The sequence below is a fragment of the Actinoplanes ianthinogenes genome (assembly GCF_018324205.1).
GTDB classification, from domain to species: Bacteria; Actinomycetota; Actinomycetes; order Mycobacteriales; family Micromonosporaceae; genus Actinoplanes; species Actinoplanes ianthinogenes.
In genome coordinates this window covers 8,155,502-8,178,015 of record NZ_AP023356.1, presented here as the reverse complement: position 1 = coordinate 8,178,015, position 22,514 = coordinate 8,155,502, and the positions used below count along the sequence as shown (strand labels likewise).

The following is a 22,514-nucleotide window of genomic DNA, read 5'->3' as shown; positions in this document are numbered from 1 at the left end:
GGGGGCCGCACCCATCGGTGCGGCCCCCGGGCCAACTACGGTTTCGGCCATCCGACCTTGTCGCCGGGACCCTTCGGAGGCATCCCCTTCGGCGGCTGGCCCTTCAGATCATCCGGCCCGTCGGGCTTCCCCTTGTGCCAGTCGTGATCGTCATGACCACCCTTCGGCGGGAATCCCATCGGACCGCCGTGCGGCCATCCGTGGTGCGGACCGTGGTCCCCCCGGATGTGGAACGGCCGCCCCGCGTAATCCGGCCGGTACGGCCAGTCCCCCGGCCACGAGCCGCGCCAGTCGTCCCATTCCCAGTCGTCCTCGTCGACCACCAGCCGGAACACCCAGCCGCGCCAGCCGTAACGGACCGGGTCGCAGTCGTAGTCGTACCACGCGCCGTACCGCTTGCCGGTCCAGCCGGCCCGCTCGCACGACCACTCGGTGCGGTAGTAGCCGACCACGTGCTCGTCGCCCCAGTCGGATGCCCGGGTGGCGCTGCCGCCGCCGGAGGACGTCGGGGTCGCGGACGGGGCGGCCTGCGCCGGGCCCATGCCGATCATCGCGCCGGCGGCGAAACCCATGCCGGCGAGCGCGAGGACACGCTGTGCCTTGTTCATGTCACACCTTTTTCGGACATAACGCCATTACGTGCCTAGCGCATCACGGCCGCTGAAGGCGTTTCGCCGTTTCCGGGGATCTAATCCGTTCGGCCGACCCCCGGCGTGTCCGAAAGGCTCCGAAAGGCAACACGAAGCACCTCGTTTATGGGACGCCCGTGATGCGTGAGCCGCGGCGGATCGAGCTGGTCCAGCAACGCGTCGGAACGCCCGCCGGAGACGGCCTGATCAGGCGATTCGCCAAGATCTAGAAAGGTGCCCCAGAAGCTGTCCGGGTCGTCCAGGTCGATCGGCGGCACGTCCGGCCCGCCGGAGCTTTCCGCCTCGGTGGTCGTTTTGGCAGCACCGGCGAACCCGCCCTGGGGGGAACCGGCGTCGTCGACAGCGGTGGCCTCCCGCAGGCGGCGCAACCGCATCAACAGCTCGTCCCGGTGCCGGCCCCGCCAGGCGAAGACCTCGAACGGATCCGTCTCGAACGCGCGGGCCAGCGCGTAACAGGTCGCGGCCAGGTGCACGCACGGCATCGGCCACCGCTCGCAGGTGCAGTCCATCGCCACCTCGTCCAGCGACAGCGGCAGCAGCGTCAGCCCGGACTCGGCGAAGACCCCCTCGATCCCCGGTGGCATCCGCCCGTCGAGCAGGCCGGCCAGATAGCCCGCCTCCTTGACCAGCTTGGACTCGATGCGCGCCCAGTCGGCCGCGCCGAACGCCCGGACCGCGATCCGGGCCCGGAACGCGGTCGGATCGTCCGGCCCGCGCACCTGCGCGACGGCCAGGCTCGACGAGATGGTCAGGCTGCGGACGTGCCCGGCCCGCTCGTCCCGGCGCCCGCGGGAGAACGTCGACCCCATCCGCAGCGACTCGAACATGCCGAGGAAGGCGGGTGCGAAATCAGTCAACGATCGCCTCCGGTGCCAGCGCGAACAGGTCGCGCAACTCGCTCGTGGACAGTGCCGTCAGCCAGCCCTCGCCGGAGCCGACCACCCGCTCGGCGAGCACGCCCTTGTCGGTCAGCAGCTGGTCGATCCGCTCCTCCAGGGTGCCCAGGCAGACCAGGGTGTGCACGTGCACGTCGCGGCGCTGCCCGATCCGGAACACCCGGTCGCTGGCCTGCGTCTCGGTCGCCGGGTTCCACCACCGGTCCAGGTGCACCACGTGGTTGGCGGCGGTCAGGTTCAGCCCGGTGCCGCCGGCCTTGAGCGACAGCACGAACACGCCCGGCCGCTCGGCCCGCTGGAACTCGGCGACCATCGCGTCCCGGGCGCCGCGCGGGGTGCCGCCGTGCAGGAACGGCGTGGGCACCCCGAAACGGGCGGCCAGGTGCGGCGCCAGCATCCCGCCGAACCGGGCGAACTGGGTGAACACCAGCACGCTCTCCCCCGACCCCAGCGCCCGGTCGACGATCTCCTCCAGCCGGTCCACCTTGCCCGATCGGCCGGGCAGCGGGGACGCGTCCTTGAGCAGCAGCGCCGGGTGCACGCACACCTGTTTCAGCTTGGTCATCGCGGCCAGGACCAGGCCCTTGTGCCGGGCCTGGTTGCGCTCGGCGAGCCGTTCGAGCAGGTCGTCGAGGACCGCGCGATAGAGGCTGACCTGCTCGGTGGTCATCCCGCACAGGTGCCGGACGTGCCGCTTGGCCGGCAGCTCGCCGGCGATGCCCGGGTCGGCCTTGGTGCGCCGCAGCAGGAACGGCCGGGTGGCCTGCCGCAGCCGGGCCGCGGCCTCCTCGTCGGCGTAGCGCTCGATCGGCACGGCGAACCGGGCCCGGAAGGTGTGCGCCGAGGCGAGCACCCCCGGGTTCACGAAGTCCAGGATCGACCAGAGCTCGGCCAGCCTGTTCTCCACCGGGGTGCCGGTCAGCGCGATCCGGTTGCGAGCGGGGAACCGCCGCACCGCCCTGGCCGCCGCGCCCGCGCTGTTCTTGATGTGCTGCGCCTCGTCGAGCACCACCCGGTCCCAGGCGATCCCGGCCAGCTCGCCGGCGTCGAGCACCGCCGTGGCGTAGGTGGTCAGCACCAGATCGACGTCGTCGACCGACAGGGACCGGTCGGCGCCGTGCAGCACCCGCACCCGCAGGCTCGGCGCGAACCGCTCCGCCTCGCGCTGCCAGTTGCCCAGCACCGACAGCGGGCAGACCAGCAGCGCCGGACCGTCCCGCCGGTGCAGCAGCAGGGTGAGCAGCTGAATCGTCTTGCCCAGCCCCATGTCGTCGGCGAGCACCGCGCCGAGCCCGAGTGAGTCCATGAAGGCCAGCCAGGAGAAACCCCGCTTTTGGTACGCCCGGAGCACCGCCCGCAGCTCGTCCGGCGGCTCGATCAGCTCCAGCCGCTCGTCCAGCTCCCCGCTGAGCAGGTCGGCCAGCCATCCCTCGCCCCGCGCGTCGGTCACCGGCAGTGGCAGGTCCTCGGGCGGCAGCAGCCGGGTCACCCGCAGCGCGTCCCCGGCCGTCATCGTCCCGCCGCCGCGGCGCAGGAACGCCAGCCCGGCCGCCAGCCGCTCCGGGTCCAGGAACACCCACCGCCCGCGCAGCTTGACCAGCGGCACCTTCGCTTTCGCCAAGTCGGCCAGGTCGTCCTCGGTGAGCGTGCGGCCGCCGAGCGCCAGCCCCCACCGATAGTCGACCAGGTCGCGCAGCCCGGTGGTGCGGTCCCGCATGATCCGGGCGATCGGCTCCGGGCTGCGCACCTGGAGCGACAGGCCGAGCCCCGAGCTGCGCCGCCACCAGGCCGGCAGCAGCACGCCGTAGCCCGCCTCCTGGAGCAGCGCGGCGTGGCTGAGGAACCCGTGCGCCCCCTCGACGTCCAGGATCATCTCGGCCGGGTGTGCCGCGCGCAGGCCGTCGGCGAGCGCCGGATAGAGCCGGGCGGCCCGGCCCAGCCCGGCGAGCAGCCGCTCCTGCGGGTGCAGCGTCCACCGGCGCAGCGGGGCGAAGCTGTCCCGCCACACCTCGGCGGCCGGGACCAGCACGCTCGGCTCGTCGACCGCCTGGAGCAGGAACTCCAGCCGCCAGGCGTCCTCGGGCAGCGGCACCTCGGCGGGCAGCACCGGCTCGTGCTCGCGCGGGTCGCTGAGCCGGAAGCAGACCCGCACCTCGGCGCCCCGCGCGGCCTGGGCGAACCACGCGTCCAGCGCCCGGATCAGCTCGTCCAGCTCGTCGGGTGGCGCCCGGAACTCGGGCTCGCCGGTCAGCGCGGCTAGCCAGCCGTCACCGGCGAGCGTCACCCCGGTCTCCGCCAGACGGGTCCGGACCAGGCCGTCGACCAGCCGCTCCAGCGCGGCGGCGAGCAGCTCGGCCGGGGCCGCCACGCCGGCGCCGGTGTCGCCGGCGCGGGCCGGCCGGGTCTCGGCGCCCGGGGCGGACTCGGCGCGGCAGGCCGGTGGCATGCGGTCGAGCAGGGTGGCGTGCCGGGCCGCGTCCGCCCCGATCAGAACCGGTCGCCACCACGCCGCGGGACGTGGGCCGTCGAGCCGCACGGCGGGCAGCACCCGGCCCCGGCGGACCAGGCTCGCGGCGAACGCGCACAGCTCGATCAGCCAGCGCACGCTCGGCGCGACCCGGCCCTCGAACTCGGCGGCCAGGTCGGCGTCGAGGAACGGCACGCCGACGGCCGGCACCCGCCAGACCCGGGCGCGCCGCACGCCGCGCCGGGGCGGGACGCCGACCTGCGGCGACGGCAGCGGCCCGGCGCCGGTGGAGGGCAGGAGCAGCCACGCCGGGTCGCGCGGCTCACCGGCCGGCAGGTCGCCGGCCGGGACGGCGAACGGGTGCCACGGCACGCCCCGGCCACCGGCCGGGCCGGTCGGGCCGCCCTCCGCCCACAGGTTGAGCGAGCCGTCCCGGGAGACGAATCCGTGCAGGACCCGGACGGCGGGCTCGACAGCAGGCAGCAGGTTCGGCACGCGGACGACTCTAGGCCGACCCTCCGACATTTCCCGGCGGCGACCGGCCGATGTGACCGTCGCGCGACGGTTCTGAAAACGATTCACGCGTGGACTGCCCCGATGCCGGGCAGGCGGGCATAATCGTGATCCGCCGCAGCGGAGCGGTCCAGGGGGAGGTGGCCGGATGCGTACCCCGACCCTGGCCGACCTCGCCGTACCGGCGCCGCTCACCGCCCCGGACACGCCGATGGGCGAGGTCGAGGCGGTGCTGCGCGCCGATCCCGGGCTGCTCGGCGTGGTGACCGCCGTCGACGGCGAGTTCTACCTGGTCGACCGGGGTTTCCTGGACTTCGTGCTGGCCGGCCGGCTCGGCTACGGCCGGGCGTTGCTGCACCGCAAGCCGCTGCGCGGCCTGCTGCGCCGCCCGGCGCTGACGCTGCCGGCCGCCACCGGGTGGAGCGAGGCGGCCCGGGCCGCGATGGCGCGGCCGGACGCGTTCACGACGATCCCGGTGATCGTCGCGTTCGACGACGGCCGCGTCGGGATGGCTCCGGTCGGCCCGCTGGTCGAGCACCTGAGCCGGCAGTATCAGACGATGGCGCTCACCGACGAGCTGACCGGCCTGGGCAACCGGCGCAGCCTGCTGGAGCAGCGGGCGACCGGCCGGGCGGCGGCCTTCGTGGTCGACGTCAACCGGTTCAAGGAGATCAACGACACGCTCGGCCACGCCCGCGGCGACGAGCTGCTGCGGCACGTCGCCGCGGCCCTGACCGGCGCCTGCGCGCCGGCTCGCGCGTTCCGGCTCAGCGGCAACAAGTTCGCGGTGCTCACCCCGGACCTGGCGGCCTGGCCCGGGATCGACCCGGCCGACGCCGGGCACAAGCTGCTGCACGCCATCGAGGGGCCGTTCCCGGTGGCCGGCGTCCCGATCACCGTCGAGGCCTCGATGGGCATCGCGGTCTCCTGCGGCACGGATCCGGCGGACCTGCTGACCCGGGCCGAGACCGCGATGTACGCGGCCAAACGCGACCGCACCCAGGTCGAGCTGTGGCACGCCGCGCTGGCGGCCGGGAACACCGACCTCGGCCTGGACACCGACCTGCGGGCCGCGATCGGCAACCGCGAGCTGGTCCTGCACTACCAGCCACTGGTGCACGCGCAGACCCGGGAGACCGCCTCGGTCGAGGCCCTGGTCCGCTGGTCGCACCCGCGGCGGGGGCTGCTCCCGCCCGGCGTGTTCCTGCCTCAGGCCGAGCGCTCGGACGTGATCCACCTGCTCACCGCGGCGGTGCTGGACGACGCCGTACGCCAGGCGGCAACCTGGCACCGGGCGGGCCGGACCGTGCCGGTCGCCGTGAATCTCGCGGCCCCGGTCCTCGCGTCGGACCGGGTGGTGACGACGATCGGCGCCCTGCTCGCCGAGACCGGCCTGCCGCCGCGCGCGCTGATCGTCGAGGTGACCGAGAGCGCGGTGATGACCCGGCCGGCCGAGAGCGCTGATCGCTTGCGGTCACTGAGCGCGATGGGTGTGCGGGTGGCGATCGACGACTTCGGCATCGGGTACACGTCGCTGGGGCTGCTCACCCAGCTGCCGGTGGACGAGCTGAAGCTGGACCGCTCCTTCGTCGCCCGGATCCATCAGCCGCCGGACCGGGTGATCGTCGAGTCGGTCGCGCGGATGGCGAACGGCCTCGGGCTCACCCTGGTCGCCGAGGGCGTCGAGGACGCGCACACCGCCGACACCCTCACCGAGCTCGGCTTCGACCTGCTCCAGGGCTTCCACTTCGGCCGCCCCGAGCCGGCGTCGGCCTGAGGTGAATTCCTGGGAATTTACTTCGGCGGAATGCTGTTGCGACCGGCATGACGACGATGCGAGCGATCGTGCTGACCGGTCCCGGTCCCGCCGGCAACCTTCGGGTCCAGGTGCGGCCGGTGCCCGAGCCACCGCCCGGCTGGGTGCGGATCCGGGTGCACGCCTTCGGCCTCAACCGCTCCGAGCTGCACCTAAGGCTGGGGTTCGCGGAGAACGCCCGGTTCCCGATCGTCCCGGGCATCGAGGCGACCGGGGTGGTCGACCTCGACCCGGACGGGGTTCTGCCACCCGGTCGGCAGGTGGCCGCGATGATGGGCGGGATGGGCCGGGCCTTCGACGGCGGGTACGCGGAGTACGTGGTGGTGCCCCGCGCCCAGGTCATCCCGTTCCGGTCGGCGCTGCCCCGGGAGGTGCTCGGTGCGGTGCCGGAGACGTTGCAGACCGCGTACGGTTCGCTGACCACCGGCCTGGACCTGCGCGCCGGGCAGACGCTGCTGATCCGCGGCGGCACGTCGGCGCTCGGCTACGCGGCCGCCGCCCTGGCGAAAGATCGCGGCGCGACCGTGCTGGCCACCACCCGGCAGCCGGCGCGCCTCGCCGAGCTGGCGGAACACGGCGTCGACCACCCGATCCTGGACGACGGGGCGGTCGCAGCCCGGGTGCGCGAGATCGTGCCGGACGGGGTGCACGCCGCGCTCGAGCTGGTCGGCACCCCCACACTGCCGGACACCCTCGCGGCGACCCGGGTGCACGGCACGGTCTGCTTCGCCGGCATGCTGGCCGACGAGTGGATCGTGAAGGACTTCTATCCGATCGCCTACCTGCCGACCGGCGTGCGGCTGACCTCCTACAGCGGCGACGCGACGGACCTGCCGGCCGAGGTGCTCCAGCGCACCCTGGACCGGCTCGCCGACGGCTCGCTGTCGCTGGGCCCGATCACGCCCTACCCCCTCGACCGCATCGCCGCCGCCCACCACGACATCGAAACCGGCGCCGTCAGCGGCAAGGTCATCGGCGTCATCCCCGACGCCGGCTGACCGGCACCGGCGCCACCCGGGCCCCGGCCGGTCGCCGGCGTCATTCCAGCGTCCAGCTGATCACCGGCGGCCGGACCCGCGCGCAGCGCGGATCCCCCGCCGGGTCGGTCAGCGACAGCCGCCCGACCAGCACGCCCTTCTCGTCGAAGGCGTCCCGCAGCAGCTCTGTCGGCACGTCCCCGAACATCAGCTTGGCCCGCCGGAACATCACGAAGTCCGCCCCGTGCACCGCGCCCCAGCTCAGATAGAGGAACCGCGCCCCCGGCGGCCCGTGCACCCACGGCCCGCCCACGTCGAGCAGCCCGTCGACCTCCCGCCCGGCGACCTCGAGCTCCCAGACCGCGTCATTCTCGGTCACCGAGACGCGGCCGACCACCTCGGAGCGCCGCTGCATCCCGACGTGCACGTTGTTCAGCCGCAGCTCCGGCGACTGTGGAAGCTCCCGCCCCTCGATCCGGATCCGCACCCCGACAACCCTAGGCCGCTTCTCGCCCCCGGCCCGCTTCCCCCACCGGTCAAACCCTTTCCGGTACGCCCGCAGCGTCCCGCCCCGAGCACCCGGCGAGACGCGCGACACCGGCCGGGCGGGGACAGCCCCGGGTGTGGGAGCGGCGGCTGGGCGGGGCACATGTTCGGTGAGGTGGGGATTCAGCCCGGCGCGGCGTCGCGGCCCGGAGGGCGGGCGGACGTCGCGCTCAGCCACGGGACTGTGCCCAGGTCGTACAAGAAGGGGGTTTGGCTTGGAGGTTTTTACGATTTGTCGCTTTTATGATTGACGGGTGGCAGAGGTCTACCGGAGTGCGCACGCCGCGGCGACCAGGACAGCCGAGGTCTATCGCAGTGCGCACGCGGCGGTGAGCGCGGCGGCTCACGAGAACGAGCGTGGCGAGTTGCTGCGCCGGGCCGGGCGGCCGGCGGAGGCGGCGGAGTGTTTCGCGCGGGCGCTGGCCGTGATCGGCGGGGTGGACGGCGCGGATCCCGCGACGCATTCGGCGATCCTCAACAATCTGGCGCTCAGCGCGCACGAGCGGGGTGAGCTCGCGGCGGCCCGGCGCTATCTGGTGCGGTCGCTGGAGGTCGGGCCGCTGGTCGGGGATCCGGTGGGGCGGGCGATCACCTACGACAATCTCGCGGTGGTCGAGGTCGAGCTGGCGCAGCTGGCCGGCGCGCTGCCGCCGGCGAATCCGGGCCGCGAGCCGCAACCCGGCAGCGGGCCGAGGGAAAGCGACGGGCCGAGAGAAAGCGGCGGGTCGCGGAGAAGCCACGGACCGCGGGAAAGTGACGGGCCGCGACCGAACGACGGGCCGCGCGCGCGGCTGGACGACGAGGCGCAAGCGCGGCCGGTCGAGGGGCCGCGAGCGGAGCCGGAGGACGAGGCGGCGGACCGGGTGGGCTGGGTGCGCCTGGCGGAGGCGGAGCGGTATTTCGGGGCGGCGGAGCGGCTGTTCCGCAGTGTGCTCCCGGAGGCACTTGACGACTATCTGCGGTCGGTGCTGAATCGGGCGGACGCCGCCGCGCTGCGCGGGGATCACGCGCGGGTGGATCGGCTGACGCGGCACGCGGCGGAGCTGGCGGTGCATCATTCGGTCGGGGCGGACAACGCGGTCGAGGCGGTCACCATGCGGGGCGGTTTCCTGCATCGGCACCGCGGCCACCCGCGGGCGGCGGTCGAGCTGCTGACCGCGCGGCTGCCGGCGCTGCTGCCGGAGTGTGCGCCGGACCATGGCGCCGCGGCGCTGGCGACGCTGTCGCGGGCCGCGGCGGCGACCGGGGATCCGGCGCTCGTCGAGGACGTCGCGGCGCGGATGGCCGAGCTCGGTTCCACGGCGGGATCGGCGGCGCGGCGTTAATGTGCGTGCATGGGAGCGGGCCGATGGCGCAGGGTCCGCCTTCCGCTGCCCCGGCTGCGCTCCTCGATCACCGCCAGCGTCTGGTCACCTGACCAGCGCACCGATCGGATGCTGGTGGCCCACGACGGCCCGGAGTACCGGGAGCGTGGCGGCCTGGCCGCGCACGCCGCCGCGGCCGGGCGCTATCACCTGGTGCTGCTGCCGCCCGGGGACCGCCTGGACTGGTATTCGGCGTGTCCGGCGTGGGCCGACTCGCTCGCCCTCGACGTGCTGCCCCGGCTGCGGGCGCGGCTCGGCACGGGCCGCGCGGTCGGTGCCGGGGTGAGTCTCGGCGCGCTCGCCATGCTGCACGCGCAGCGCTCGCACCCGGCCGGCTTCGCCGGCCTGTTCCTGCAGTCCGGCAGCTTCTTCCAGCCGCGGCACGACCGGCAGGAGTCCGGGTTCCGGCACTGGTCGCGGATCATCCGGTACGTCCGGAGAGTGCTCACCGCCTCCTCCGGCCCCGCCGTCCCGGCCACCCTGACCTGCGGCGCCGCCGAGGAGAACCTGGCGAACAACCGGGACATGACGGATGCCCTGGCGAAACAGGGGTATTCGGTGGATCTCGCCGTCGGCCCGGGCGGGCACGACTGGGACAACTGGCGCAACACCCTGGACCCGCACCTGACCACCCTGCTGAGCCGGGTCTGGCCGGACTGAATCGGAGGCGACCGTGGCCGACGTCGAGCACACCATCGGACTGTTGCTGGGCACCGAGGACGACTGGCCACGCGCCTACGAGGCGTTGCTGCGCCGGCTCGGCACCGTCACCGCGGGCGACGGGCGCACCCACCGGACCCGGTCGGTGCGGGTCACCATCGAGCCCTTCAACCTGCGCGACCAGCCGCGGCACGAGCTGGTCATCGACCGGCTGGCGTACTGGTACTACCACCCGCGGGAGTGGCTCAAGAAGATCGCGCTGATGGACGACGTGTACCTGCTGAACAGCCCGTTCACGTTCCAGTCGATGGAGAAGCACGCGGCGTACTGCGCGATGATGCGGCTCGGGCTGAAGGTGCCGGAGACGGTGCTGGTGCCGTTCAAGAACCCGCTGGACAACTCGCGGTGGGCGTACACGGCGGCGCGCTACAACAAGTCGTTCGACCTGGAGGCGACGGCCGCGTCGATCGGCTATCCGCTGTACATGAAGCCGTACGACGGCGGCGCCTGGGTCGGCGTCTCGAAGATCCGCAACGCGGACGAGCTGCACGCGGCGTACGACGCCTCCGGTGAGCGGCTGATGCACCTGCAGGCGTCGGTCGAGGACTACGACGTGTTCGCCCGGTCGCTGACCATCGGGCCGGAGACCATGGTGATGCGGTTCCAGCCGGACCAGCCGATGCACACCCGGTACCAGGTCGACCACCACTTCCTGTCGGACTCCGCCGGCGACGAGGTGGTGACGGTCTCCCGGCTGGTCAACGCGTTCTTCCGGTGGGAGTTCAACTCGTGCGAGACGCTGGTGCGCGGCGACGAGGTGTACCCGATCGACTATGCCAACGCCTGCCCGGACGTGGCGCTCACCTCGCTGCACTACTACTTCCCGTGGGCGATGGCGGCGCTGGTGCGCTGGACGGTGTTCTGCGTGGTGACCGAGCGGCGGATGCGGCTGGACACCGACACCCGGGACTACTTCGCGGTGGCCGATGACCCCGATCTCACGTATAGAGACAAATTGTCCGGTTATCGAGAACTCGCCGACCGGTATTTCGAAATCGACCGGTACCGCGAGTTCTGCGACAAGCATCTGAGCAACGTCGACGACATCGTCTACGACTGGGTGACCTCGGAGGAGTTCCGCTCGCTGCTGCGCGAAACGGTGCGCGCAACTTACCCGGTTCATGAGCACGAGAAGTTCCTCGGGCACTTCGGTGGCCTGATCGACGCCTGGATCCGCGACCAAGGACGTTGACGTGGTAACACACGGGTAACCAATATGTCTCCATGCATCTATGGGAGCGCTCCCTCGCCGCTGCCGCGGCGACCCTGTTACTCGCCGGCGCCGCCTCCGCGCCTGCTCAGGCCGAGGAGGTCGAACAGGTCGTCAACGGCGGATTCGACAACGGCACCGACCCCTTCTGGTCCACCTCCGGCATGCCCATCGCGCTGAGCGACGGGCGGGCCTGCGTGGACGTGCCCGGCGGCACCGCCAACCGGTGGGACGCCGCGGTCGGGCAGAACGACATCGATCTCGTCGCCGGTGAGACGTACCGGTTCAGTTTCGACGCCTCCGGGGACGCCGGGCACGTGGTGCGGGCGATCACCGGGCTGGCGGTCAGCCCCTACGACACGTACTTCGAGCAGTCGCCCGTGCTCGGCGCCGTGCAGCACTACGAGTACACGTTCACCGCCTCGGCCGACACCGCGCAGGGGCAGGTGGCCTTCCAGCTCGGTGGCAGCGCCGACCCGTGGCACTTCTGCGTGGACAACGTCTCGCTGGTCGGCGGGGTGCCGCCGGAGGTCTACGTGCCGGACACCGGGCCGCGGGTCCGGGTGAACCAGGTGAGCTACCTGCCCTCCGGCCCGAAGGTCGCCACGCTGGTGACCGACCAGACCACCCCGCTGCTCTGGGAGCTCCGGAACAGCGCCGGTCGGGTCGTCGACACCGGCCGCACCGAGCCGCGCGGCGTGGACGTGTCGTCCGGGCAGAACGTGCACACCGTCGACTTCTCCGGGAACAGCCGCAAGGGCACCGGTTACACGCTGACCGTGGACGGCGAGACGTCCCGGCCGTTCGACATCGGCGGGGACGCGTACCAGCGGCTCCGCGCCGACTCGCTGAAGTTCTATTACACCCAGCGCTCCGGCATCGCGATCGCCGACGCGCTGCGCCCGGGGTACGGCCGCCCGGCCGGGCACGTCGACGTCGCCCCGAACCAGGGTGACGGCAACGTCCCGTGCCAGCCCGGCGTCTGCGACTACCGGCTCGACGTGCGCGGCGGCTGGTACGACGCCGGCGACCACGGCAAGTACGTCGTCAACGGCGGCATCTCGGTCTGGGGCCTGCTCAGCGAGTACGAGCAGTCCAAGCAGGTCCGCAAGGTCAGCCTGAACATCCCGGAGAGCGGCGACGCGACCCCGGACATCCTCGACGAGGCCCGCTGGGAGCTGGAGTTCCTGCTCAAGATGCAGGCGCCGAACGGCATGGTGCACCACAAGATCCACGACGCGGCGTGGACCGGCCTGCCGCTGCTGCCGTCGGCCGACCCGCAGCCGCGTGAGCTGCACCCGGTCTCCACGGCGGCGACGCTGAACCTGGCCGCCACCGCGGCGCAGGCGGCCCGGATCTACAAGCGCTACGACCCGGCGTTCGCGGCCCGGGCGCTGGCCGCGGCGAAGAAGGCGTACACCGCCGCGAAGACCAACCCGATCGTGCTCGCCCCGGAGTCCGACGGCACCGGCGGTGGCGCCTACAACGACGCCAAGGTGTCCGACGACTTCTACTGGGCGGCCGCCGAGCTGTTCCTCACCACCGGCGAGAAGCAGTACGCCACCGACGTGACCACCTCGCCCGAGCACACCGCCGACTCGTTCGGACCGGTCGCGTTCGACTGGGCGGCCACCGCGGCCCCGGCGAAGCTGGACCTGGCGCTGATCCCGAACAAGCTGCCCGGCCTCGGCAAGGTGAAGGCGCAGGTGGTGGCCGGCGCGGACAAGTACCTGGCGATCCAGCAGGCGCAGGCGTACGGCATCGCGTACGCCCCGCCGAACAACGTGTGGGACTGGGGCTCGTCCAGCGTCATCGCCAACAACCTGGTGGTGCTCACCGCCGCGCACCAGCTGACCGGCCAGTACAAGTACGAGTACGGCCTGCTCACGGGCCTCGACTGGCTGTTCGGCCGGAACGCGCTGAACCGCTCCTACGTCACCGGGTACGGCGAGGTCAGCGCGCAGAACGAGCACAGCCGCTGGTACGCCCACCAGCTCGACCCGGCCCTGCCGCACCCGCCGGTCGGCAGCCTCGCCGGCGGACCGAACTCGTCGATCCAGGACCCGCTGGCGCAGGAGAAGCTGAAGGGCTGCGTCGGCCAGTTCTGCTACATCGACGACATCCAGTCCTGGTCCACCAACGAGCTGACCGTCAACTGGAACGCGGCGCTGGCTCGCCTGACCGGGTACGTCGCCGAACTCCACTAGATCACCTACCGTGGCGGCGGCGCATCGTGGCGTAACGTGCCCAGCATGCAAGCGTTGCGATTCGCCGCCGCTCTGTACGCACGCCAGCTCGCCATCAACTACTGGGGCCGGGTGCGGCGGGATCCCCTGTCCCGTCTGCACCTGGCCGAGGGCCGGGCGGATCCGTACCGGGTCTATGACGAGGTGCGGGCGTACGGGCCACTGATGCCGACCCGGCTGGGGAACTACGCGTCCGCGACGCACGCCGTCTGCAACGGCGTGTTGCGCGACCGGCGGTTCGGGCCACGCGCGGTGGCGATGAACGGGCCGGGCGCGCCGGGCGACGAGATCGACATGTCGTTCCTGGACAAGGACCCGCCCGAGCACACCCGGCTGCGCCGTCTCGCCCAGCCGGTGTTCAGCCCGAAACAGATCGCCGGCTATCGCCCGCGCGTCGAGCGGGTGGTCGGCGAGCTGCTCGACCGGGCCGCCGGCAAGGAAACGTTCGATCTGGTCAGCGACTTCGCGGCGCCGCTGCCGATCGCGGTGATCACCGATCTGATGGGTGTGCCGGACGCGGACGCCGAGGCGTTCGCGGCGCACGGCGCGGTGGTCGGGAGCGCCCTCGACGGGGTGCGCTCGCTGCGCCACGCGGCCCGGCTGATGGCCGCCAGCAACGCCATCGACGAGGTGTTCATCCGGCTCTTCGTGCTGCGCCGCCGGGAGCCGGCGGACGACGCGGTGAGCCGCATCCTGGCCGCCGAGGGTGATCAGATCCAGTCGCACGAGCTGCTGCCGATGTGCCGGCTGCTGCTCGTGGCCGGCTTCGAGACGACCGTCAACCTGATCGGCAACGCGATGAATGCGATGCTCGACCATCCCGCGCAGTGGGCCGCGCTGTGCGCCGATCCGGCCGGGCTGGCGGACGCGGCGGTGGAGGAGACGTTGCGCTGGGATCCGCCGGTGCAGCGCACCGCGCGGTGCGCCCGGGAGGACGTGGAGATCGCCGGGGTCCCGGTCCGCCGGGGCCAGTTCGTCGTCTCGCTCCTGGGCGGCGCCAACCGGGATCCGGCGGCCTATGCCCGCGCCGACCAGTTCGATCTGCACCGCGTTCCGGAGGTGGATCATCTGGCCTTCTCCAGCGGCATCCACTACTGCGTCGGCGCTCCCCTGGCCCGGCTGGAGGCCGGGATCGCCCTGCGGATGCTGGCCGAGCGTTTCCCGGACCTCCGGCGCGCCGGCCCGCTGCGCCGCCGGGACGCCAGCATCATCCGCGGTCCGCTGTCCCTCCCGCTGCGCGCCCGGGCCATGGCCGCCCACTAAGAACCCCTTTTCGGTACGCCCAGAGCAGTCCCGCCCCCGCCTGCACGGCTGCGAGCGGGCCGGGACCGCGCGGGCCGCCGGCGAACCCCACGCGCGCCGCGCCCGTGAGCGGGCCGGGACCGCGCGGGCCACCGGCGAACCCGCACGACACGCGCCGCGGTCGTGAGCGGGCCGGGGCCTCGCGAGCCGACTGCCACAGGGCTGCCAGTCGTACAAAATGAAAATCCGCAAGAAGGACAGCGACCTCGCGGCAGCGCGGATGGTCCTCAGGAACAGCCGAAGACGGCTAGATGCAGCCCAGCAGGTCGGCCAGGCCGGTCACCCGGAGCTGGCGGTGCACGAACTCGCTGGGGTTGCGCAGCTGGAAGCGGGCGCCGATGTCGCGGGCGGCGCGCTGGCCGGCCACCAGGGCGCCGATGCCCACCGAGTCCATGAAGGTGACGTAGGTCAGGTCGACGATCATCGCGGTGGGTCGGTCGCGCTGGACGGTGTCCAGCAGCACGTCGCGCAGGGACTCGACGGTGGCCGCGTCGAGGCTGCCTCGCACATCGACGACGGTGGCGCCGTCGGCCTGCCGCCGTGTCGTCATCACGGCCTCGCCCATCGCGTCCCCGCTCCACGGAAAATAACGAGTCGGGCGATTTGCCCGATCTACCCACCGTACCCGCCCTGACGTACCCCTCGCAGGCTGCCGCGCGGTTTATCCGGGACGGCGCACAACCCGTACGCCAAAGGTTTTTTCATCCACCCGGTCTGCCGGGAGGCAAGCGGGGGAACCGAACTTCCCACATCGCGCTGATCGTCTCCCCGGCCCGCTTGCGGGCGGGGTGAACGCGGGATGACGGTGAGCCTGACGCAGCGGAAGGGGGCGCAGCATGGCCAGATCCGGACTGTTCGCGATCCGGGATGTCGGATCGCTGATCCACGAGACGACCGAGCAGGGCACCGAGCTCAAGAAGGCGGTCGGAGTCACCCAGCTGACCGCGATGGGGGTCGGCGCGATCATCGGGACCGGAATCTTCGTGGTGATCGGCAAGGGTTCCGGGATCGCCGGGCCAGCCGTCATCCTGTCGTTCGTGCTGGCGGCCGTGGCCTGCGCGTTCTCGGCACTGTCCTACGCCGAGCTGGCCTCGTCGATCCCCGTCTCCGGCAGCGCGTACACCTACACGTACGCCACCCTGGGTGAGATCGTCGCCTGGATCATCGGCTGGGACCTGATCCTGGAGTACGGCGTCTCGGTGGCCGGCATCGCGATCGGCTGGGGCGGCAACCTGAACGCGTTCCTGGACGCGGCGTTCGGCTACAGCCTGCCGGACGCCATCGCCAAGTCCCCGGAGGACGGCGGCATCTTCAACCTGCCCGCTGTCTTCGTGGTCCTGGCCATCACGTTCCTGCTGGTCCGCGGTGTGACCGAGAGCGCCCGGGTCAACCTGGTGATGGTCGTCATCAAGCTGGTCGTGCTGGTCTTCTTCATCGTGGTGGCGTTCGCGAATTTCGGGACCGGCAACTTCCACCCGTTCGCCCCGGCCGGCGTGGACGGGATAACCGCGGCCGCGGCGATCATCTTCTTCGCCTACATCGGGTTCGACGCGGTCTCCACCGGCAGCGAGGAGGCCCGCAACCCGTCCCGCGACCTGCCCTGGGCGATCCTCGGCTCGCTCGCCATCTGCACGGTGTTCTACGTGCTCACCACCGTCGGCGCGCTCGGCATCGCCAGCCCCGACCAGATGAAGGACAGCGACGCGCCCCTCGCGGCCGCCCTCGACCAGGGCGCCGGGATGAGCTGGGCGGCCGGGATCCTGGCGCTGGGCGCGGTCATCGCGATCACCAGCGTGGTCATCGTGATCTTCTACGGACAGACCCGAATCTTCTTCGCCATGTGCCGCGACGGCCTGCTCCCCCGCAAGATGGCCACCGTCCACCCGCGCTACGGCACTCCGGCCCGGCTGACCTTCCTGCTCGGCGTCCTGATCGCGATCCTGGCCGCGCTGGTCCCGCTCGGCAAGATCGTGGAACTGGTCAACATCGGCACGCTGTTCGCGTTCGTTCTGGTCAACATCGGGGTGATCATCCTGCGCCGGACCCGGCCGGAGATGCCGCGGCCCTACCGGGTGCCGTGGTCGCCGGTGCTGCCGCTGATCGGCGTGGCGTTCGCCGTCTACCTGATGTCCGACCTGCCGCTGGACACCTGGATCCGGTTCGTGGTGTGGCTGGCGGCCGGGCTGATCATCTACGCGCTCTACGGCTACCGGCACTCCCGGCTGCGGCAGGAGGCCGAGTCATGACCGCGCCCGTCATCGTCGGCGCCGACCACAGCCCGGGCACCGCCGACGCGCTGGCCCTCGGGCGCTGGCTCGCCGAGGCGTACCAAGCGCCGCTCGTCGTGGCGGTCGTGCATCCGGCCCCGTCGGCGATCGGCTCCGGCCGGGTCGACGCCGAGTGGATCGCCGACCGGCACCAGGCAGCCGAACGGGTGCTGGCCGAGGCCCGCTCCACCCTGGACGACCCGCCGGGCGTGGACTACCGGATCGTCGCGTCCAGCTCGCCCGCGCACGGCCTGCACGACCTGGCCGAGCAGTCCGGCGCGGCGCTGCTGGTGGTCGGCTCCGGGGCCGCCGCGCCGGCCGCCCGGATCTTCGCGGGCAGCACCGCCGAGCGGCTGCTGGCCGGCAGCGTCTGCCCGGTCGCGGTCACCCCGTCCGGCTGCCCGGCGGCACCCGGCAGTGTCGGCCGGATCGGCGTCGCCTACGTGGACACCCCGGACGGCCGGGCCGCGCTCGACGCGGCGGCCGGGCTGGCCCGGCGGACCGGCAGCCCGCTGCTGCTGGTCACCGTGGTGGCCGGGGGTGACGCGGCGCTGCCGTTCCTGATCGGCGACGACGCCGAGCGGGCGTTTCTGGACACCGCCCGGGAGACCTATGAGGAGGCGCTCCGCAAGGCCGCCGCCAGTGTCCCGGACGTGACGGTGGAGTGGGAGCTGCGCTCCGGCGACGTGGTGGAGGAGCTGGCCGCGCTGACCGGGCTGGACGTGCTGTTCTGCGGGTCCCGCGGCTACGGCCCGGCCCGGCGGGTGCTACTCGGCGGCGTGTCGGGGCGCATGCTGCGCCGGGCCGGTCTGCCACTGGTCGTGGTGCCGCGTGCCTGAGTTGCGCTGGTAGGTGGGCTCGTCCATGGCCTGCTGGTCCCAGGCGGGCGTGACCGGATCGAGGTCGGCCATCGGCACGTAGACCCGGGCGTCCACCGCCTCGGCCAGCAGCAGCGCGGCGACCAGCGCGGTCGGCCGGGCCGCCGGGTCCCGGCGCAGGCAGCGGAAGCACAGGTCGAGCACCTCCGGGGGCAGCCCGTCCAGGCGCGGCAGCGGCTCCGGGTCCCAGTACCGCTGGGCGTGGATCAGCTCGGTGTGCGACTTGGTGGTCCACGGCACCCGGCCGGCCAGGCAGTGGTAGAGCAGCGAGCCGAGACCGAACATGTCGGACGCCGGGGTGGCCGGGAGCCCCTCGAAGCGCTCCGGCGCGACGTAGGCCGGGGTGCCCATCACCGGGCCGTCCGGATCCGGCTCGGGCGCGCCGACCGACGCCGCGATCCCGAAGTCGAGGACCTTGGCGCCGCTCGGGGTGAGCATCACGTTGGCCGGCTTGATGTCGCGGTGCACCACCTGCTCGGCGTGCGCGGCGGCCAGGGCGGCGGCCACCTCGGCGCAGATCCGCACCCCGATCCGCCAGTCCAGCGGGCCGAGCGCCAGGTGCTGGCCCAGCGTCTGCCCCTCGACCAGCTCCATCACGATGTACGGCACGTCGCGCCGCCCGGGCGCCGGCGAGGTGCCGAAGTCGTGCACCCCGGCCACGTTCGGGTGCGCCAGCCGGGCCGCCGAGCGGGCCTCGGCGCGGATCAGCTCGACGCCCGCCTCGCCGAGAGTCCCCTCCACGGCCGGCGCCATGATCTTCACGGCGACCGGGCGGTCGAGGACCTGGTCGTGCCCGCGCCACACCTCGGACATCCCGCCCAGGCCGATGCGGTGCACCAGTTCATACCGCCCGCCCAGTGTCCGCACGGCACTCCCCTCCAAGATTGCGATGGTCCCGCCGATACCCGAGCGCCTCGAACCCAAACATGAAGACCGTCGACCTATTCACTCCACAGTGTCAAAAGAATTGTCGGTAATCGATTCATAGAAATCGAAAAAGGCGGGACCGGACCTTGTGGGTCCAGTCCCGCCTCATCAACGCGACGTCACTGTGCGCAACCGTCGGCGCCGTCCACAACGCTATGCCGGAGCGCTCGGGGCCTCGCCAGGCACCCCCACGGAGAGTGACGACCCTCTCAGACCTTTTCGGTACGCAAGTCGTGCGCCCCATCCGCCCGCGTCGCCTCGTAGTACAGCCGTCGCGCCCCGTCCGGAGCGTCGACCAGGCTCAGGTAGCGCAGGCCGTACGGGGAATGCGGGCTGCCCACCGGCTCCCGGTCCTCGGCCGTGAGCTCGCCGAACGTGCCGTCCGGCAGTCGCGTGCCGCGGGCCACGCCGGTCCGCTCCTCCCAGTTCTCCCCCGCCGTCGCCCGCCCGTCGTAGGCCACCGTGATCTCGTCGCCCACCACCTGCACCGACGACACCCGCACCCCGCGCGCGTCCCAGCGCCCCGGCCGGCCGGCCAGCGCGGTCCGCCGCCAGGTCCAGTGCACGCCGTCCGGGCTGGTGGCGTACTCCGTGGTCATCCGGTCGGCGTCGTCCCAGGACTCCAGCGGGTGCACCGACGCCCACAGGTGCCAGCCGTGCTCGTCGTGGTGCAGCACCGGGTCCTTGACCCCGGCGCTCTCGTCGCCGGCCAGGACGGTCCGGGGCGCCGCGGTGGCCAGCCCCTCCGGGGTGTCCGCCTCGAGCAGGTCGACCCGCCAGTGCTTGGTGCCCGGGGTGGCCGCGCTGACATACAGCCGCCAGCGCCCGTCCGGGGTGTGCACCAGCGCCGGGCGTTCCAGGGACTCGGCGGCGAAGCGGTCCTTGTTCACCTCGGCCACCACGTCGAAGTTCAGCCCGTCGGCGGAGCGGGCGATCACGTTGGCGATCCCCCGGCCGGCGCCGATCGGCAGCCGCAGCCGGTACGCCAAATACACGTAACCGTCCACAGTGATGGTGCTGGGGGCGCCGGACCAGGCCCCCGGCTCGGTGCCCGGAGGCTCCACCACCACCGTGGAGTCTTCCCAGCTGGGCAGGGGCAGGGCCGTGGTTCCGACGGACAACGTCGCCTCCCGGGTCGCGTTCTCGGCTTGACCGGTCAATTTTGCCATTGCCTATTGAATTGGTGGGGTATCTGCGATCCGGGCGTGTCGGTCGACGCTCAGCCAGTCGTCGTACCGCTCGCCGGTCACGTCCTGGAGCAGCGCGATGTCCGCGGCGAAGTGCGGCAGCAGCTCGGCCCGCTCGGCCGGGGTGGTCACCGGCCGGGTGCCCTTCTTGCGGTGCAGCAGGGTGAGCAGCGGCCCCCGGGCGGCCAGCCGCAGCGGCACCGGGAAGTGGTGGCCGAAGGTGCCACCGGACCGGAGCAGGCCGCGCAGCACCCGGTTGAGCCCGTTGTCCTCGACGACGTGCCGGTTCACGTTCTCCTTGGGGATGGCGCCGAGCAGCCCGGTGCGGACCCCGAGGAAGGCGCAGACCCGGTCCAGGGTGGCGGCCGGCGCGTCCTTGAGCTCGCGATACCGCAGCAGCAGCACCTGGTCGCGGGAGAACCGCTGGTAGAGCTGCTCCACCTGGCGGCCGTACATGCCCAGGTCGAGGTAGTGCCAGAACTGCGCCCAGCCGGCCGCCCGGCGTTCCGGCTCGGCCCGGCAGGCGGCCAGGAAGTCGGTCTCCGGCTCCAGGCCGGCGTTCCACAGGTGGGTCCAGTTGGAGTGCGCCCGGTCGACCGGGTCACGCAGCAGCAGGATGATCCGCACGTCCGGGACGAGGGCCTTGATCCGGTCGTGGGCCGCCACGTCGTGCAGGTAGAACGGGGTGGCCTCACCCTTCTTGCGCCCCGGTGGGGCCGGGTCGAACAGCGCCTCGTAATCGGCGCGGCGCCAGACGTGCTCCTGGTAGGTCTGCACGTCACCGGGTCCGCCGTGGCTGGGCGGCGGTCCGTCGGAGAGGAAGAACTTGGGTTCCTTCACCGACGGCAGGAACAGCTCGGGATGCGCGGTCAGGGCCGCGTGCAGGGCCGTCGTGCCCGCCTTGGGGACTCCGGCGATCAGGAAGTCGGGAAGTGACATGTTGCCCCCTGCGTGAAAGTGAGCTAAGCCTACAGAACTGATAGGCATTCGCTACCCGGCCGCTCAGGATGCGGGCAGGAACCGCCGCCACCAGCGCGGACGCCGGAATCGGGGGCACCGCCGCGGGCCGCAGAACGTGCACTCGCTGCCGGCGCGGTAGTGCTGGTGCGCCGCGAAGGGGTGCCCGCACACACAGGCGGCGTCCTCGGTCGTCATTCCCACAGTCCCCAGGGTGCCAGCACACGGTCCGTGACGCGCGCCGGACCCGGATACCCACAGTGACGAAACCGCATCAGTATGAACATCTCCGGCAAATCCGTCTTTCTCATGATCGGAAGCGGTCACGCGTGAATCGCCGGGAAGATCCACGCAGCGCCGGTATGTCGGTTACTGACCGTAGCGGTGTGACCAAGATCGCCGTTCGGTCAGACGACATCCACGCTCAGACGATCGGCTGTGACGAGGGACCAACTCGACGGCTGTTGACGCTACGTAATGCGTTGCTAAATTCGTGGCCTGAAGCGAGCGGCCATGCGAACTCCATTTGAGGAATAGCGTCACCGGCCGTATTGCCGCCCCCGGAAGGGACCGACATGGAGCTTTCGCACGTGCACACGAACACCGACAGCAACCGTCCGCAATCACCGACCGTGAGCGTGGTGATCCCCGCGCTGAATGAGGAGCGGAATCTGCCGCACGTGTTCGCGAAGCTCCCGGCGATGATCACCGAGGTGATCCTGGTCGATGGCGGGTCGAAGGACCGGACCGTCGCGGTGGCCCGCGAGCTGCGCCCCGACGTGGTCGTGGTGCAGCAGACCCGCACCGGCAAGGGCAACGCCCTGGCCTGCGGTTTCGCGGCGTGCACGGGCGACATCATCGTGATGATCGATGCCGACGGCTCCACCGACCCGGGCGAGATCCCGCTGTTCGTGGGCAAGCTGACCGGCGGCGATCAGTTCGTGAAGGGCACCCGGTTCAACTTCGGCGGCCACAGCCACGACATCACCCGGCTGCGCAAGCTCGGCAACGACGGGCTCAACCTGGTGGTCAACGTCCTGTTCAAGACGAAGTTCACCGACCTCTGCTACGGCTACAACGCGTTCTGGCGCGACGTGGTCCCGGCCCTCGACCTGCCGGACGTCGACCTGCCCCGGCCGGCCGACGGCAGCAAGCTGTGGGGCGACGGCTTCGAGATCGAGACCATGATCAACATCCGTGCGGTGGCGGAGAAGCTGAAGGTCGGCGAGGTCGGCAGCACCGAGCACGAGCGGATCCACGGGCAGAGCAACCTGAACACCTTCCGGGACGGCTTCCGCGTGCTGCGGACCATCTTCAGCGAGTTCGGCCGCGCCCGGGGCCGCCGCAAGGCCGGCGTCGAGCTGTTCGCCACCACGCTGGCCAAGCGGGCCGCCGCGCGCCGCGCCGCGACCGCCGACGGCCCGCACACCGTGGACCCGCGCGGGCACGTCAACCGCGCCCGCCGCGAAGACCTCGGCACCCGCCCCACCCAGGACCTGAACCACCTGCGCGCCCCGGGCATCGACGACCTCGGCACCCGTCCCACCCGCGACCTGCGGTCGCGACAGAACTAGGACGCCCGCCCCGCCGT

18 protein-coding genes are annotated in these 22,514 nt (G+C 72.2%); 10 read left to right on the top strand and 8 right to left on the bottom strand.

What is annotated here, in order from left to right; translation table 11 throughout:
* Positions 1-35: 35 nt before the first annotated feature.
* The 3 genes from Aiant_RS36785 to Aiant_RS36775 all read right to left on the bottom strand — a co-directional run bounded on the left by Aiant_RS36785 (position 36) and on the right by Aiant_RS36775 (position 4,508).
* A complete protein-coding gene (locus Aiant_RS36785; protein WP_189331641.1) occupies positions 36-608 on the bottom strand; it encodes a hypothetical protein in 573 nt (190 codons plus the stop codon).
* Positions 609-688: 80 nt separating this feature from the next.
* Positions 689-1,507 (bottom strand): SWIM zinc finger family protein, encoded by an 819-nt coding sequence (locus Aiant_RS36780; protein ID WP_189331642.1) that lies wholly within the window; start codon positions 1,505-1,507, stop codon positions 689-691.
* Positions 1,500-4,508, bottom strand: coding sequence for a DEAD/DEAH box helicase (locus Aiant_RS36775; RefSeq protein ID WP_229830269.1), 3,009 nt, complete (start codon positions 4,506-4,508; stop codon positions 1,500-1,502). Before Aiant_RS36775 ends, Aiant_RS36780 begins: the two co-directional genes overlap by 8 nt.
* Positions 4,509-4,674: 166 nt before the next feature.
* Here Aiant_RS36775 and Aiant_RS36770 point away from each other — a divergent pair, with 166 nt between their 5' ends.
* Both Aiant_RS36770 and Aiant_RS36765 read left to right on the top strand, forming a co-directional pair.
* Positions 4,675-6,303 carry a putative bifunctional diguanylate cyclase/phosphodiesterase gene (locus Aiant_RS36770; protein WP_189331644.1) on the top strand — a complete coding sequence of 543 codons (1,629 nt, stop codon included), beginning with the start codon at positions 4,675-4,677 and terminating at the stop codon, positions 6,301-6,303.
* A 47-nt stretch (positions 6,304-6,350) separates the two neighbouring features.
* Positions 6,351-7,340 (top strand): zinc-binding dehydrogenase, encoded by a 990-nt coding sequence (locus tag Aiant_RS36765; protein ID WP_229830270.1) that lies wholly within the window; start codon positions 6,351-6,353, stop codon positions 7,338-7,340.
* Between the two features lie 40 nt (positions 7,341-7,380).
* Here the strand turns inward: Aiant_RS36765 and Aiant_RS36760 are convergent, their stop codons facing one another.
* Positions 7,381-7,806 carry a DUF5990 family protein gene (locus Aiant_RS36760; RefSeq protein WP_189331645.1) on the bottom strand — a complete coding sequence of 142 codons (426 nt, stop codon included), beginning with the start codon at positions 7,804-7,806 and terminating at the stop codon, positions 7,381-7,383.
* 313 nt (positions 7,807-8,119) lie between these two features.
* Here Aiant_RS36760 and Aiant_RS36755 point away from each other — a divergent pair, with 313 nt between their 5' ends.
* From Aiant_RS36755 to Aiant_RS36735, 5 genes are read left to right on the top strand one after another with little or no spacing between them, the layout of a single operon-like run.
* Complete coding sequence (locus tag Aiant_RS36755) at positions 8,120-9,190, top strand: tetratricopeptide repeat protein (RefSeq protein WP_189331646.1); 1,071 nt, start codon at positions 8,120-8,122, stop codon at positions 9,188-9,190.
* Between the two features lie 9 nt (positions 9,191-9,199).
* Positions 9,200-9,889, top strand: coding sequence for an alpha/beta hydrolase (locus Aiant_RS36750; protein WP_189331647.1), 690 nt, complete (start codon positions 9,200-9,202; stop codon positions 9,887-9,889).
* Positions 9,890-9,902: 13 nt separating this feature from the next.
* On the top strand, positions 9,903-11,141 hold the full coding sequence (locus Aiant_RS36745; protein ID WP_189331648.1) for an ATP-grasp domain-containing protein: 1,239 nt from the start codon (positions 9,903-9,905) through the stop codon (positions 11,139-11,141).
* A gap of 32 nt (positions 11,142-11,173) precedes the next feature.
* Positions 11,174-13,366, top strand: a complete 2,193-nt coding sequence (locus Aiant_RS36740; protein ID WP_189331649.1) for a glycoside hydrolase family 9 protein — start codon at positions 11,174-11,176, stop codon at positions 13,364-13,366.
* Positions 13,367-13,411: 45 nt separating this feature from the next.
* Positions 13,412-14,668 carry a cytochrome P450 gene (locus Aiant_RS36735; protein ID WP_189331650.1) on the top strand — a complete coding sequence of 419 codons (1,257 nt, stop codon included), beginning with the start codon at positions 13,412-13,414 and terminating at the stop codon, positions 14,666-14,668.
* A gap of 286 nt (positions 14,669-14,954) precedes the next feature.
* On the opposite strand, the gene Aiant_RS36730 is transcribed toward Aiant_RS36735, so the two are convergent.
* Positions 14,955-15,257 (bottom strand): STAS domain-containing protein, encoded by a 303-nt coding sequence (locus Aiant_RS36730; RefSeq protein WP_229830271.1) that lies wholly within the window; start codon positions 15,255-15,257, stop codon positions 14,955-14,957.
* Positions 15,258-15,543: 286 nt separating this feature from the next.
* On the opposite strand from Aiant_RS36730, the gene Aiant_RS36725 reads away from it, so the two are divergent.
* Together Aiant_RS36725 and Aiant_RS36720 are read left to right on the top strand one after the other, a co-directional pair.
* A complete protein-coding gene (locus Aiant_RS36725) occupies positions 15,544-16,953 on the top strand; it encodes an amino acid permease (RefSeq protein WP_189331652.1) in 1,410 nt (469 codons plus the stop codon).
* Complete coding sequence (locus tag Aiant_RS36720; protein ID WP_189331653.1) at positions 16,950-17,813, top strand: universal stress protein; 864 nt, start codon at positions 16,950-16,952, stop codon at positions 17,811-17,813. The genes Aiant_RS36725 and Aiant_RS36720 overlap by 4 nt, the downstream gene beginning before the upstream one ends.
* On the opposite strand, the gene Aiant_RS36715 is transcribed toward Aiant_RS36720, so the two are convergent.
* From Aiant_RS36715 to Aiant_RS36705, 3 genes are all read right to left on the bottom strand, one after another.
* Positions 17,742-18,734, bottom strand: coding sequence for a serine/threonine-protein kinase (locus Aiant_RS36715; protein ID WP_425322643.1), 993 nt, complete (start codon positions 18,732-18,734; stop codon positions 17,742-17,744). The two genes, Aiant_RS36720 and Aiant_RS36715, sit on opposite strands and share 72 nt — an antisense overlap.
* Positions 18,735-18,988: 254 nt before the next feature.
* Entirely contained in the window at positions 18,989-19,900 is a 912-nt protein-coding gene (locus Aiant_RS36710; protein ID WP_189331654.1) for a glycoside hydrolase family protein, read from the bottom strand.
* A 51-nt stretch (positions 19,901-19,951) separates the two neighbouring features.
* Positions 19,952-20,905 carry a sulfotransferase family protein gene (locus Aiant_RS36705; RefSeq protein ID WP_189331655.1) on the bottom strand — a complete coding sequence of 318 codons (954 nt, stop codon included), beginning with the start codon at positions 20,903-20,905 and terminating at the stop codon, positions 19,952-19,954.
* Between the two features lie 593 nt (positions 20,906-21,498).
* Between Aiant_RS36705 and Aiant_RS36700 the strand changes: the two genes are divergently transcribed.
* Positions 21,499-22,497 (top strand): glycosyltransferase family 2 protein, encoded by a 999-nt coding sequence (locus Aiant_RS36700; protein WP_189331656.1) that lies wholly within the window; start codon positions 21,499-21,501, stop codon positions 22,495-22,497.
* The last annotated feature ends 17 nt before the right edge of the window (positions 22,498-22,514 follow it).

Excerpts from the sequence above, each read along its gene's own strand:
- Aiant_RS36785 (WP_189331641.1), bottom strand. The coding sequence starts at position 608 with ATGAACAAGGCACAGCGTGTCCTCGCGCTCGCCGGCATGGGTTTCGCC.
- Aiant_RS36770 (WP_189331644.1), top strand. The coding sequence starts at position 4,675 with ATGCGTACCCCGACCCTGGCCGACCTCGCCGTACCGGCGCCGCTCACC.
- Aiant_RS36765 (WP_229830270.1), top strand. The coding sequence starts at position 6,351 with ATGACGACGATGCGAGCGATCGTGCTGACCGGTCCCGGTCCCGCCGGC.
- Aiant_RS36750 (WP_189331647.1), top strand. The coding sequence starts at position 9,200 with ATGGGAGCGGGCCGATGGCGCAGGGTCCGCCTTCCGCTGCCCCGGCTG.
- Aiant_RS36740 (WP_189331649.1), top strand. The coding sequence starts at position 11,174 with ATGCATCTATGGGAGCGCTCCCTCGCCGCTGCCGCGGCGACCCTGTTA.
- Aiant_RS36735 (WP_189331650.1), top strand. The coding sequence starts at position 13,412 with ATGCAAGCGTTGCGATTCGCCGCCGCTCTGTACGCACGCCAGCTCGCC.
- Aiant_RS36730 (WP_229830271.1), bottom strand. The coding sequence starts at position 15,257 with ATGACGACACGGCGGCAGGCCGACGGCGCCACCGTCGTCGATGTGCGA.
- Aiant_RS36725 (WP_189331652.1), top strand. The coding sequence starts at position 15,544 with ATGGCCAGATCCGGACTGTTCGCGATCCGGGATGTCGGATCGCTGATC.
- Aiant_RS36720 (WP_189331653.1), top strand. The coding sequence starts at position 16,950 with ATGACCGCGCCCGTCATCGTCGGCGCCGACCACAGCCCGGGCACCGCC.
- Aiant_RS36705 (WP_189331655.1), bottom strand. The coding sequence starts at position 20,905 with ATGTCACTTCCCGACTTCCTGATCGCCGGAGTCCCCAAGGCGGGCACG.
- Aiant_RS36700 (WP_189331656.1), top strand. The coding sequence starts at position 21,499 with ATGGAGCTTTCGCACGTGCACACGAACACCGACAGCAACCGTCCGCAA.